Below are 12,245 nucleotides of genomic sequence, written 5' to 3' on the forward strand. Positions count from 1 at the left end.
AAAAGATGACGGCAGTTGCCCCGGTAATCACCATTGATGGGCCGAGTGGCGCAGGGAAAGGTACTCTGTGCAAAGCGATGGCGGAAGCATTGCAATGGCATCTTTTAGATTCGGGAGCAATCTATCGCGTGCTGGCGCTGGCTGCGCTGCATCATCACGTGGATGTCGCCTCTGAAGAAGCGCTGGTACCGCTGGCTGCTCATCTGGATGTGCGTTTTGTTTCTACCGATGGCAACCTGGAAGTGATCCTGGAAGGGGAAGATGTGAGCGGTGAAATCCGTACGCAGGAAGTCGCTAATGCGGCCTCCCAGGTGGCGGCTTTCCCACGCGTTCGCGAGGCGCTGCTGCGTCGCCAGCGAGCGTTTCGTGAAGCCCCGGGTCTGATCGCTGATGGACGCGACATGGGAACCGTAGTCTTCCCTGATGCGCCAGTAAAAATCTTCCTTGACGCCTCTTCGGAAGAACGTGCTCAACGCCGTATGCTTCAGTTGCAGGAAAAGGGGTTTAGTGTTAACTTTGATCGCCTTTTATCCGAGATAAAAGAGCGCGATGACCGCGATCGTAACCGCGCCGTCGCACCGCTTGTTCCTGCAGAAGATGCATTAGTTCTGGATTCAACCAGTTTAACTATTGAGCAAGTGATTGAAAAAGCGCTACAATATGCGCGCCAAAAACTGGCACTCGCGTAATCGCGACCGATTTAGCAGTACCCCCGCTGCAATGGATTGACGGCGGGTATGTGAAACAACCCCATCCGGCACGGAGCCAGGTGGACGTTAATATTAACCTGAAGATTAAACATGACTGAATCTTTTGCTCAACTGTTTGAAGAATCCTTAAAAGAAATCGAAACCCGTCCGGGTTCCATCGTTCGCGGTGTTGTTGTTGCTATCGACAAAGACGTAGTACTGGTTGACGCCGGTCTGAAATCTGAGTCCGCCATTCCGGCTGAGCAGTTCAAAAACGCCCAGGGCGAGCTGGAAATCCAGGTTGGTGACGAAGTTGACGTTGCTCTGGACGCAGTAGAAGACGGCTTCGGCGAAACCCTGCTGTCTCGTGAGAAAGCTAAACGTCACGAAGCATGGATCACGCTGGAGAAAGCTTACGAAGAAGCTGAAACTGTGGTCGGTGTTATCAACGGCAAAGTTAAAGGTGGCTTCACTGTTGAGCTGAATGGTATTCGTGCGTTCCTGCCAGGTTCACTGGTAGACGTTCGTCCAGTCCGTGACACCCTGCACCTCGAAGGCAAAGAGCTTGAGTTCAAAGTAATCAAGCTGGACCAGAAGCGTAACAACGTTGTTGTTTCCCGTCGTGCCGTTATCGAATCCGAAAACAGCGCAGAACGCGATCAGCTGCTGGAAAACCTGCAGGAAGGCATGGAAGTCAAAGGTATCGTTAAGAACCTCACTGACTACGGCGCATTCGTTGACCTGGGCGGCGTTGATGGCCTGCTGCACATCACCGACATGGCGTGGAAACGCGTTAAGCACCCAAGCGAAATCGTGAACGTGGGCGACGAAATCACTGTTAAAGTGCTGAAGTTCGACCGCGAGCGTACTCGTGTATCCCTCGGCCTGAAACAGCTGGGCGAAGATCCATGGGTAGCTATCGCTAAGCGTTACCCAGAAGGTACTAAACTGACTGGTCGCGTAACCAACCTGACCGACTACGGCTGCTTCGTTGAAATCGAAGAAGGCGTTGAAGGCCTGGTGCACGTTTCCGAAATGGACTGGACCAACAAAAACATCCACCCATCCAAAGTTGTTAACGTTGGTGATGTAGTGGAAGTGATGGTTCTGGATATCGACGAAGAACGTCGTCGTATCTCCCTGGGCCTGAAGCAGTGCAAAAACAACCCATGGCAGCAGTTCGCGGAAACCCACAACAAGGGCGACCGTGTTGAAGGTAAAATCAAGTCTATCACTGACTTCGGTATCTTCATCGGCCTGGATGGCGGCATCGATGGCCTGGTTCACCTGTCTGACATCTCCTGGAACGTTGCAGGCGAAGAAGCAGTTCGTGAATACAAAAAAGGCGACGAAATCGCTGCAGTTGTTCTGCAGGTTGACGCAGAGCGTGAGCGTATCTCCCTGGGCGTTAAACAGCTCGCAGAAGATCCGTTCAACAACTGGGTTGCACTGAACAAGAAAGGCGCAATCGTAAACGGTAAAGTGACTGCAGTTGACGCTAAAGGCGCAACCGTAGAACTGGCTGACGGCGTTGAAGGTTACCTGCGCGCTTCTGAAGCTTCACGTGACCGCGTTGAAGATGCCACTCTGGTTCTGAACGTAGGCGACGACGTTGAAGCTAAGTTCACCGGTGTTGACCGCAAGAACCGTGCAATCAGCCTGTCTGTTCGTGCTAAAGACGAAGCTGATGAGAAAGATGCAATCGCAACTGTTAACAAACAGGAAGATGCAAACTTCTCTAACAACGCAATGGCTGAAGCTTTCAAAGCAGCTAAAGGCGAGTAATATCAGGTTCTCAGCATCATTTGAGCTGTAACGCATTTACAGCGCGAAGGATGAGGAGCAGACTTGACAGATTGCAGGATTCGTCCTGTAATCAATAACAAAGGGCGGCTACGGCCGCCCTTGTTTAATGAGCTGTTCAGCTAATTGGTTTGAAAGGAACCGGAGGAATCATGACCAAGTCAGAATTGATTGAAAGACTTGCCAGTCAGCAACCGCATATCCCTGCCAAGGCAGTGGAAGATGCCGTAAAAGAGATGCTGGAGCATATGGCCTCCACTCTTGCCCAGGGCGAGCGCATTGAAATCCGCGGTTTCGGTAGTTTTTCTCTGCACTATCGTGCTCCACGTACCGGGCGTAACCCGAAAACTGGTGATAAAGTCGAGCTGGAAGGTAAGTACGTTCCACACTTTAAGCCGGGTAAAGAACTGCGCGATCGCGCCAATATTTACGGCAACTGAGTTTAGCCAGCCGGTTAAACTGGGTTCGAAAGAAAGCACCTGCGGGTGCTTTTTTTGTCTCCGTCACTTTCATTCTGAAGGTGTCTCGCATTTTAAGTTGCGTTTTCTGCAACGCGCTAAAAACCTTGCAGCGCTTGCTGTAGATTGCATTTTTCACGCCTGACACCCCGCTCGATCTGCCCGCATACTGCCACCCAGAAACAGGGAGGTAGCAATGGGAATTCCCGCTTTTGGTATCTGCGCCATTCTGGCGATAGCCCCGTTACTCTGGTTACCTGAACTGCCATCGCGTTATACCATCTGGATAATGATGGCTGGCGCAGTTGCACTGGCCGCACGCCAAAACGTACGGCTGAAGTATGTGGGGTTGACGCTGTTATTTTGCGTGTGGGGCATTCTGGCCGCGCAAGAGAGCGTCTGGCCGATGCAGCATTTAACCGCAGGTGCCGTACAGGCCGAGGTGGAGATCGCCGCGACTGATGGTGCCACTGTGCATCAGGGAAAAATACTCACCGTTGATGGCCAGCGCTGGTGGGCGTCAACGGGCGTAACGCTTTATGGTCATTATCTGCCGCAGAAAGCGTGTGCCGGTCAGCGCTGGGCGATGACGCTCCGGCTCAGGCCTGTACACGGCGAACTGAACGACGGAGGGTATGACCCCCAGCGCAGCGCTATTGCCCGCCATCAAACGCTAAGTGGGCGTTTTACCCATGCAGAACTCATCGATGGACGCTGCAGCCTGCGAGCGCAATACCTGACATCGCTGCAAAACCGACTTTCAGTTTATCGCTGGGGCGCGGTTATCCTCGGGCTGGGCATGGGAGAACGTCTGGATGTCCCCAGGGAAATAAAAGACCTGATGCGTGAAACCGGCACGCTGCATCTGATGGCGATTTCGGGTCTGCATATCGCGCTGGCGGCCTCCATCGTCTGGTTTCTTGTGCGCGGGCTTCAGTTTTTATTACCTTGCCATCGGGTCAACTGGCAAATGCCTCTGCTGGCAGGGTTATTCTTTGCTGCTTTCTACGCCTGGCTGACCGGTCTGCAACCGCCCGCGCTACGCACGGTCATCGCACTTGCTGTACTGGCGGCGCTGCGGATCGGTTCCCGGCAATGGTCTCCATGGCAGGTGTGGATCTGCTGTGTCGCGACGATCCTGATAAGCGATCCCTTAGCCATACTTTCGCAGAGTCTGCTTTTGTCTGCATTTGCCGTCGCCGCGCTGATTTTCTGGTTTCAGTGGTTGCCGCTTCCTCACTGGCAGTGGGCTCGCCGGATACGTCCGCTGCTGAACCTGGTCTATCTGCAGGTCGGCATGCTGTTACTTCTCATGCCGCTACAGGTTCTGATTTTCCATGGCTTTAGCATTTCATCGTTGATCGCCAATTTCTTTGCCGTGCCGTTGGTGACGTTTGTCTGCGTACCGCTGATTTTACTCGGCATGCTGCTCCATCTGCTGCCGCTGGCGGGGCTGGAAAGCGGCATCTGGTATGCAGCCGATAAGACGCTTGCCGGGTTGTTCTGGTTGCTGATGCGCCTGCCAGACGGCTGGCAGGGTGTGGACCAGCGCTGGCAGTACATGACGTTACTGCCGTGGCTTATCCTCATCGGCTGGCGTTTCCGCGCCTGGAAAACCGTTCCTGCCGTTTGTCTGGCGGGAAGTGTCTTGCTGGCTTCTCCCCTCTGGCGAAAGGCGAAAAGCGACGCCTGGACGCTCCATATGCTGGACGTGGGGCAGGGGCTGGCAATGGTTATTGAACGACAGGGAAAAGCCATTCTTTACGATACCGGGCTTGCCTGGCCGGGCGGGGATCGTGCACAGCGGTTAATTATTCCATGGCTGCGCTGGCATCATCTGCAGCCGGAAGGCGTTATTCTCAGCCATGAGCATCTCGACCATGCGGGAGGTCTTGTATCGCTGCAAAAAACATGGCCCGAAATGTGGGTAAGAAGTCCGTTGCACCAGACTGGGCATCGTCCCTGCTTTCGCGGGCAAAGATGGCAATGGCAGGGGTTAACGTTCACCGTCCACTGGCCCACTGAAAATTATCCGGCTCAGGGTAACAATCACTCCTGCGTGGTAAAAATTGACGACGGCGAGCAGAGCGTTCTGCTGACGGGAGACATTGAAGCACAGGCAGAACAGGCTATGCTTAGCCATTACTGGCAGCATCTGACGTCCACCCTCATACAGGTACCTCATCACGGCAGCAATACCGCGTCTTCATTGCCGCTGGTACAGCGCCTGGAAGGGGAGATTGCGCTGGATTCAGCGGCCCGCTATAACGCATGGCGATTCCCGTCGGCTAAAGTAGTCCGGCGCTATCGAAAAGAGGGATATATCTGGCACGATACCCCCCATTCCGGGCAAATATCGGTGACATTTTCGCACCATCGCTGGCAAATCCGGCGCGTGCGGGATCAATTTTTACCCCCCTGGTATCATCAGTGGTTTGGCGCGCCCGTAGATAACGGGTAGAATATGCGGCTATTTCAACAAATGCTGGTTTTTTGAATGCATAACGACAAAGATCTCTCCACGTGGCAAACCTTCCGCCGACTCTGGCCGATGATTGCTCCCTTTAAAGCAGGCCTGATCGTGGCGGGTGTAGCGTTAATCCTCAACGCAGCCAGCGATACTTTTATGTTATCGCTCCTCAAACCGTTACTGGACGACGGTTTTGGTAAAACGGATCGCTCAGTGTTGCTATGGATGCCTCTGGTGGTTATCGGGCTGATGATCTTACGTGGTATCACCAGCTATATCTCCAGCTACTGCATCTCCTGGGTTTCCGGGAAAGTGGTTATGACCATGCGCCGTCGTCTGTTCAGCCACATGATGGGCATGCCGGTTTCATTCTTTGACAAGCAATCCACCGGGACGCTGCTGTCTCGTATTACCTACGATTCAGAGCAGGTTGCCTCCTCCTCTTCAAGCGCGCTGATTACCGTCGTGCGCGAAGGAGCGTCGATCATCGGTCTGTTTGCAATGATGTTCTATTACAGCTGGCAGCTGTCGCTGATCCTTATCGTGCTGGCACCGGTCGTGTCCATTGCTATCCGCGTCGTCTCAAAGCGCTTCCGCAATATCAGTAAGAATATGCAGAACACCATGGGGCAGGTGACGACCAGCGCAGAACAGATGCTGAAAGGGCACAAAGAAGTGTTGATCTTCGGCGGTCAGGAAGTTGAAACCAAACGCTTTGACAAAGTCAGCAACAAAATGCGTCTGCAGGGGATGAAGATGGTCTCGGCCTCTTCCATCTCTGACCCGATCATTCAGCTGATTGCCTCACTGGCGTTGGCGTTCGTTCTTTATGCGGCAAGCTTCCCGAGCGTAATGGAGACGCTGACGGCGGGTACTATCACCGTAGTCTTCTCCTCGATGATTGCCCTGATGCGCCCGCTGAAATCCCTGACCAACGTGAACGCCCAGTTCCAGCGCGGGATGGCCGCCTGCCAGACGCTGTTCAGCATTCTGGATTCTGAACAGGAAAAAGACGAAGGTACACGCGAGGTAGAGCGCGCGCGTGGCGACGTGGAGTTCCGCAACGTGACCTTCACCTATCCAGGCCGCGAAACGCCGGCTCTGCGCAATATCAACCTGACGATTCCGGCAGGTAAAACCGTTGCGCTGGTAGGCCGCTCCGGCTCCGGTAAATCCACCATTGCGAGCCTCATCACTCGTTTCTACGATATTAACGAAGGTGAGATCCTGCTGGATGGTCACGACCTGCGGGAGTACACCCTGCAGTCGCTGCGTAACCAGGTTGCGCTGGTTTCTCAGAACGTGCATCTCTTCAACGATACGGTTGCCAACAACATTGCTTATGCGCGCACTGACGAGTACAGCCGCGAGCAGATTGAGAACGCCGCGCGTATGGCGTATGCAATGGACTTTATCAACAAGATGGATAACGGTCTGGACACGATCATCGGTGAAAACGGGGTACTGCTCTCCGGCGGTCAGCGCCAGCGTATCGCCATTGCGCGCGCGCTGCTGCGCGATAGCCCGATACTGATCCTGGACGAAGCAACCTCTGCACTGGATACGGAATCTGAACGCGCGATTCAGTCGGCGCTGGATGAACTGCAAAAGAACCGTACGTCGCTGGTGATTGCGCACCGTCTGTCCACTATTGAGCAGGCAGATGAGATCGTCGTGGTTGAAGACGGCATCATTGTTGAACGCGGAAGCCATGCCGATCTGCTGGAACATCGTGGCGTTTACGCCCAGCTTCACAAGATGCAGTTCGGCGAATGATTGCTCGCATCTGGTCCGGTGAATCCCCGCTGTGGCTGCTGCTTTTGCCGCTCTCCTGGCTGTACGGCCTGGTGAGCGGCATTATTCGCCTGTTTTATCGTCTGGGGATCAAGCGTGCCTGGCGCGCGCCGGTTCCGGTAGTCGTGGTGGGTAACCTCACGGCGGGCGGCAACGGTAAAACGCCAGTGGTGATCTGGCTGGTGGAGCAGTTGCAAAAACGCGGCATCCGCCCCGGCGTGGTATCGCGTGGGTATGGTGGTAAAGCGGCGCGCTACCCATTGCTGCTGTCGGCGGAAACCACGACCGCAGAAGCGGGTGATGAGCCAGTATTGATTTTCCAGCGTACCGGTGCGCCGGTTGCGGTCTCCCCGGTGCGCAGCGACGCCGTGCAGGCCCTGCTTGCTGAACACGCGGTACAAATCATCATCACTGATGATGGCCTGCAGCATTACGCTCTGGCGCGTGATAAAGAGATTGTAGTTATCGACGGCATTCGCCGTTTCGGCAACGGCTGGTGGCTGCCCGCTGGCCCCATGCGTGAACGCGCTTCGCGTCTGAAGTCCGTTGATGCGGTGATAGTTAACGGCGGTGAAGCCGAGGCGGGTGAAATTCCTATGCGTCTGTTACCGGGAATGGCGGTCAACCTGGTGACGGGTGAACGCCGGGCGGTTGCAGAACTGCCTTCGCTGGTGGCAATGGCGGGTATTGGTCATCCGCCGCGCTTCTTCGCGACGCTGGAGCAGTGTGGCGCCCGGCTGGAAAAACGCGTTCCGCTGGCTGACCATCAGGCGATGGTGGCAGAACAGGTTGAGGCGCTTACCGCGCCTGGCCAGACGCTCATTATGACCGAAAAAGATGCGGTGAAATGCCGTGCCTTTGCGAAAGAAAACTGGTGGTATCTGCCGGTTGACGCTGAACTCAGCGGCGAACAGCCGGAACAATTGCTTAAGGAACTGATTACGTTGGTGCAGTAGAGGCTTACGCGGTTCTGGTGGCGCTTTGACTGACAGGAAAACGCATGTCTTTACCGCAACTCTCGCTTTCAGCCGCACGTCATTTACACCTTGCCGCGCAGGGGCTGCTCAAAAAGCCCCGTCGCCGCGCGCAGCCTGCCGATATCCTCTCTACCGTCCAGCGCATGTCGCTGCTCCAAATCGACACCATTAACATTGTCGCCCGTAGCCCTTACCTGGTGCTGTTTAGCCGCCTGGGGAGTTATCCTCCGCAGTGGCTGGATGAGGCGCTCTCCAAAGGGGAGCTGATGGAGTACTGGGCTCACGAAGCCTGCTTCCTGCCCCGTAGCGATTTCGCCCTGGTACGTCACCGTATGCTTGCTCCGGAAAAGATGGGATGGAAATACCGGCAGGCGTGGATGGAGGAACATGAGGCCGAAATAGAGCAGCTTATCAGCCATATTCAGGAAAACGGCCCCGTTCGATCCGCCGATTTTGAACATCCGCGCAAAGCTGCAGGCGGATGGTGGGAGTGGAAGCCGCACAAGCGTCATCTTGAAGGGTTGTTCACGTCAGGCAAAGTCATGGTCATTGAACGGCGTAATTTTCAGCGCGTTTATGATCTGACGCATCGCGTGATGCCTCACTGGGACGACGAGCGGGATCTGCTTACCCAGGAGGCGGCCGAGGCCATCATGCTGGAGAACAGCGCCCGCAGCCTGGGCATTTTCCGTCCGCAATGGCTGGCAGACTATTACCGCCTCCGTCAGCCTGCGCTGAAGCCTCTGCTTGAGATGTGGCAGCGCGAACAGCGAGTTATTCCCGTTATGGTGGAAACGCTGGGAGAAATGTGGCTGCATGCGGATCTTGTCCCTCTGCTGCCCGAGGCGCTGGAGGGGAAACTCCGGGCGACCCACAGCGCGGTATTGTCGCCGTTCGACCCGGTTGTCTGGGACAGAAAACGCGCCGAGCAGCTGTTTGACTTCAGCTACCGGCTGGAATGCTATACCCCGGCGCCAAAGCGGCAATACGGCTACTTTGTTTTACCGCTGCTGCACAAGGGACAACTGGTCGGACGCATGGATGCCAAAATGCACCGCAAGACCGGCACGCTTGAAGTCATTGCCCTTTATCTGCAAGAGGGCATCAGGGTCACGGCGAGCCTGGAAAAAGGGTTAACGTCCGCCATTAGCGAGTTCGCGCGCTGGCAGGAGGCTCGCGACGTAACGCTTGGCCGGGTACCTGACGGGTTATTCACATCCTGTCGAAGTGGCTGGGAAACAGGCACGCCCTGAAAAGGGAATGTGTTAAGCTTTAGCGATTACCCATACGGAGGAACTATGGATCACCGTTTACTTGAAATTATTGCCTGCCCGGTATGCAACGGCAAACTTTACTACAGCCAGGACAAACAGGAGCTGATCTGCAAGCTGGACAGTCTGGCCTTCCCGCTGCGTGACGGCATTCCGGTACTGCTGGAAAATGAAGCCCGTTCCCTGGTGGCAGAAGAGAGCAAACCATGAGTTTTGTTGTCATTATTCCTGCACGTTATGCCTCAACGCGTCTGCCGGGTAAACCGCTGGTAGATATCAACGGCAAGCCGATGATTGTGCATGTCCTTGAGCGGGCGCGTGAGTCCGGTGCCGACCGCATTATCGTTGCAACCGATCATCCTGATGTCGCCCGTGCGGTTGAGGCCGCAGGCGGTGAGGTGTGCATGACCCGCGCCGATCACCAGTCCGGCACCGAGCGTCTGGCTGAAGTGGTTGAGAAATGTGGTTTCAGTGACGATACGGTCATCGTCAACGTGCAGGGCGACGAGCCGATGATCCCGGCCGTTATTATCCGTCAGGTGGCGGAAAACCTGGCGCAGCGTCAGGTCGGTATGGCGACGCTCGCGGTGCCTATTCACCACGCTGAAGAGGCATTCAATCCGAATGCGGTGAAGGTGGTGATGGATGCCGAAGGCTATGCGCTCTATTTCTCCCGCGCTACGATTCCGTGGGATCGCGATCGCTTTGCGCTCTCTAAAGAGACCATCGGTGATTCTTTCCTGCGCCATATTGGGATCTACGGCTATCGCGCCGGCTTTATTCGCCGCTATGTAGCCTGGGCACCGAGCCCGCTGGAGCATATCGAAATGCTGGAGCAGCTTCGCGTGCTCTGGTATGGCGAAAAAATCCACGTTGCCGTTGCCCGCGAAGTACCGGGAACGGGCGTTGATACCCCAGAAGATCTTGAGCGCGTCCGCGCCGAGTTGCGCTAATCCCGCCTGCATCCCTCCTTTCGGAGGGATGTTCTCTCCCCGCAAATTCCCCTTTCTTTACCCTAATTGATCTCTTCCGGGTGACATCTTCACGCTGTGCGCTCATTATAAAAGCAGTAGTCTTAATGGGGGTAATCTCATATGGAACAGCTGCGTGCCGAACTTAGCCATCTGCTGGGTGAGAAGTTAAGCCGGGTCGAATGCGTGAGTGAAAAGGTCGATACCGCGCTCTGGTCGTTGTATGACGGCCAGGGCAACCCGATGCCGCTGATGGCACGAAGCTTCTCGTCGCCGGGCGTCGCCAGGCAGCTTGCCTGGAAAATGTCGATGCTGGCACGGGAGGGAACCGTCCGTATGCCGACCGTGTACGGCGTGATGACCCACGAGGAACATCCCGGCCCGGACGTACTGCTGATTGAGCGTTTACGCGGTGTGCCGGTAGAAGCGCCCGCGCGTACGCCGGAACGCTGGGAACAGCTGAAGGATCAGATTGTTGAGGCGCTGCTGGCCTGGCACCGACAGGATAGCCGCGGGCTTGTTGGTCCGGTTGACAGCACCCAGGAAAACCTGTGGCCGCTGTGGTATCGCCAGCGGGTGGAAGTGCTGTGGGGGACGCTTAACCAGTTCAACAATACCGGTTTGACCATGCAGGACAAACGTATTCTGTTTCGCACCCGCGAGTGCTTACCGGCGCTGTTCGACGGCTTTAACGACAACTGCGTGCTGATCCACGGCAATTTTACTCTGCGTAGTATGCTCAAAGACTCCCGCAGCGATCAGCTCCTGGCGATGCTAGGGCCGGGGATCATGCTCTGGGCACCGCGGGAATATGAGCTGTTCAGGCTCAGCGACAGCGGGGCGGCGGAAGGTTTACTGTGGCACTACCTTCAACGCGCGCCCGTTGCAGAGGCGTTTCTCTGGCGTCGCTGGCTTTATCTGCTCTGGGACGAAGTGGCGCAGCTGGTCAACACCGGACGTTTCAATCGCGCCAACTTCGATCTGGCGGCTAAATCACTCTTGCCCTGGCTCGCCTGACGAGCCTTTCAGCCACTGCCAGAGGCGTCCGAGCGTCTCGTAGCCAACGCGATCGCTATGCATCAACCACATCGGAGAGGGGATCACCCGTTCCCATGGGTTGAGCGGCGCGCTGATGGCCATCTGGTTTGCCGGTGCGGGAAGCGGGTGCAAACCTTGCTTCTCGAAGAAAATCATCGCTCTTGGCAGGTGCGAGGCGGAGGTCACCAGTAAGAACGGAACATCGCCAATCGCCTGCTTCACCGCGGCAGCCTCTTCCTCGGTATCCTTTGGGCTGTCCAGCGTGATGATAGAGAAACGCGGTACGCCGAGCGATTCCGCGATTCTGGCCCCCGCTTCAGCCGTACTCACCGGGTTGGTTTTGGCCGCCGCGCCGGTGAAGATCATTTTTGATCCCGGATTCGCCAGCCACAGGCGAATACCTTCGTTTAGCCGCGGCAGGCTGTTGTTGATCAGGTTCGAACTGGGGGCCCAGTCAGGGTCCCAGGTATACCCGCCGCCCAGCACAACGATGTAATCAACTTTCTGGTTTCCCTGCCACGTAGGGTACCTGTTTTCGATGGGGCGCAGCAGTCCATCCGCCACCGGCTGCAGGCTCAGCAGCAGAAGGACCAGCCAGCCGAACGTAATAAGCGTTTTGCCACTCTTCTGAAAGCGACTAAACCACACCAGCGCCAGCCCCAGCGCGAGGATGATAAGCAGCAGCGGAAGGGGAAGCATCATCCCTCCAACGTATTTCTTAAGGGTAAAAAGCATCCTTTTTGGTTCCTTTTTTGACCATACAGCAGATGATTA

11 protein-coding genes are annotated in these 12,245 nt (G+C 55.8%); 10 read left to right on the forward strand and 1 reads right to left on the reverse strand.

Features of this window, described 5'->3' with window-relative positions; genetic code table 11:
• The first annotated feature begins 5 nt into the window (after positions 1–5).
• From cmk to IM299_RS09205, 10 genes are all read left to right on the forward strand, one after another.
• Positions 6–689 (forward strand): (d)CMP kinase, encoded by a 684-nt coding sequence (gene cmk, locus IM299_RS09160; protein WP_013097305.1) that lies wholly within the window; start codon positions 6–8, stop codon positions 687–689.
• A 111-nt stretch (positions 690–800) separates the two neighbouring features.
• Positions 801–2,474 carry a 30S ribosomal protein S1 gene (rpsA, locus tag IM299_RS09165; protein WP_008499966.1) on the forward strand — a complete coding sequence of 558 codons (1,674 nt, stop codon included), beginning with the start codon at positions 801–803 and terminating at the stop codon, positions 2,472–2,474.
• Positions 2,475–2,644: 170 nt separating this feature from the next.
• Positions 2,645–2,932 (forward strand): integration host factor subunit beta, encoded by a 288-nt coding sequence (ihfB, locus tag IM299_RS09170; protein ID WP_008499965.1) that lies wholly within the window; start codon positions 2,645–2,647, stop codon positions 2,930–2,932.
• A 214-nt stretch (positions 2,933–3,146) separates the two neighbouring features.
• Positions 3,147–5,411: a ComEC family protein gene (locus IM299_RS09175; RefSeq protein ID WP_193357367.1), complete on the forward strand. Its 2,265-nt coding sequence runs from the start codon at positions 3,147–3,149 to the stop codon at positions 5,409–5,411.
• 36 nt (positions 5,412–5,447) lie between these two features.
• Positions 5,448–7,196: a lipid A ABC transporter ATP-binding protein/permease MsbA gene (msbA, locus tag IM299_RS09180; RefSeq protein ID WP_028012570.1), complete on the forward strand. Its 1,749-nt coding sequence runs from the start codon at positions 5,448–5,450 to the stop codon at positions 7,194–7,196.
• Entirely contained in the window at positions 7,193–8,170 is a 978-nt protein-coding gene (lpxK, locus tag IM299_RS09185; RefSeq protein ID WP_193357368.1) for a tetraacyldisaccharide 4'-kinase, read from the forward strand. Before msbA ends, lpxK begins: the two co-directional genes overlap by 4 nt.
• A gap of 44 nt (positions 8,171–8,214) precedes the next feature.
• Positions 8,215–9,444 (forward strand): winged helix-turn-helix domain-containing protein, encoded by a 1,230-nt coding sequence (locus IM299_RS09190; RefSeq protein WP_193357369.1) that lies wholly within the window; start codon positions 8,215–8,217, stop codon positions 9,442–9,444.
• Between the two features lie 45 nt (positions 9,445–9,489).
• Positions 9,490–9,672 carry a protein YcaR gene (ycaR, locus tag IM299_RS09195; RefSeq protein ID WP_006174474.1) on the forward strand — a complete coding sequence of 61 codons (183 nt, stop codon included), beginning with the start codon at positions 9,490–9,492 and terminating at the stop codon, positions 9,670–9,672.
• Positions 9,669–10,415 carry a 3-deoxy-manno-octulosonate cytidylyltransferase gene (kdsB, locus tag IM299_RS09200; protein WP_028012573.1) on the forward strand — a complete coding sequence of 249 codons (747 nt, stop codon included), beginning with the start codon at positions 9,669–9,671 and terminating at the stop codon, positions 10,413–10,415. Before ycaR ends, kdsB begins: the two co-directional genes overlap by 4 nt.
• 141 nt (positions 10,416–10,556) lie before the next feature.
• The gene (locus IM299_RS09205) at positions 10,557–11,450 is read left to right on the forward strand and encodes a YcbJ family phosphotransferase (protein ID WP_028012574.1); all 894 of its coding nucleotides are present in this window, start codon (positions 10,557–10,559) and stop codon (positions 11,448–11,450) included.
• Here IM299_RS09205 and elyC read toward each other — a convergent pair.
• Positions 11,427–12,206, reverse strand: a complete 780-nt coding sequence (gene elyC / locus IM299_RS09210) for an envelope biogenesis factor ElyC (protein WP_193357370.1) — start codon at positions 12,204–12,206, stop codon at positions 11,427–11,429. The genes IM299_RS09205 and elyC overlap by 24 nt on opposite strands.
• Positions 12,207–12,245 lie beyond the last annotated feature (39 nt).

The sequence above is a fragment of the Enterobacter cloacae complex sp. P47BA genome (assembly GCF_014930485.1).
In the GTDB taxonomy this organism is placed as follows: Bacteria; Pseudomonadota; Gammaproteobacteria; order Enterobacterales; family Enterobacteriaceae; genus Enterobacter; species Enterobacter bugandensis.

Excerpts from the sequence above, each read along its gene's own strand:
- cmk (WP_013097305.1), top strand. The coding sequence starts at position 6 with ATGACGGCAGTTGCCCCGGTAATCACCATTGATGGGCCGAGTGGCGCA.
- rpsA (WP_008499966.1), top strand. The coding sequence starts at position 801 with ATGACTGAATCTTTTGCTCAACTGTTTGAAGAATCCTTAAAAGAAATC.
- ihfB (WP_008499965.1), top strand. The coding sequence starts at position 2,645 with ATGACCAAGTCAGAATTGATTGAAAGACTTGCCAGTCAGCAACCGCAT.
- IM299_RS09175 (WP_193357367.1), top strand. The coding sequence starts at position 3,147 with ATGGGAATTCCCGCTTTTGGTATCTGCGCCATTCTGGCGATAGCCCCG.
- msbA (WP_028012570.1), top strand. The coding sequence starts at position 5,448 with ATGCATAACGACAAAGATCTCTCCACGTGGCAAACCTTCCGCCGACTC.
- lpxK (WP_193357368.1), top strand. The coding sequence starts at position 7,193 with ATGATTGCTCGCATCTGGTCCGGTGAATCCCCGCTGTGGCTGCTGCTT.
- IM299_RS09190 (WP_193357369.1), top strand. The coding sequence starts at position 8,215 with ATGTCTTTACCGCAACTCTCGCTTTCAGCCGCACGTCATTTACACCTT.
- ycaR (WP_006174474.1), top strand. The coding sequence starts at position 9,490 with ATGGATCACCGTTTACTTGAAATTATTGCCTGCCCGGTATGCAACGGC.
- kdsB (WP_028012573.1), top strand. The coding sequence starts at position 9,669 with ATGAGTTTTGTTGTCATTATTCCTGCACGTTATGCCTCAACGCGTCTG.
- IM299_RS09205 (WP_028012574.1), top strand. The coding sequence starts at position 10,557 with ATGGAACAGCTGCGTGCCGAACTTAGCCATCTGCTGGGTGAGAAGTTA.
- elyC (WP_193357370.1), bottom strand. The coding sequence starts at position 12,206 with ATGCTTTTTACCCTTAAGAAATACGTTGGAGGGATGATGCTTCCCCTT.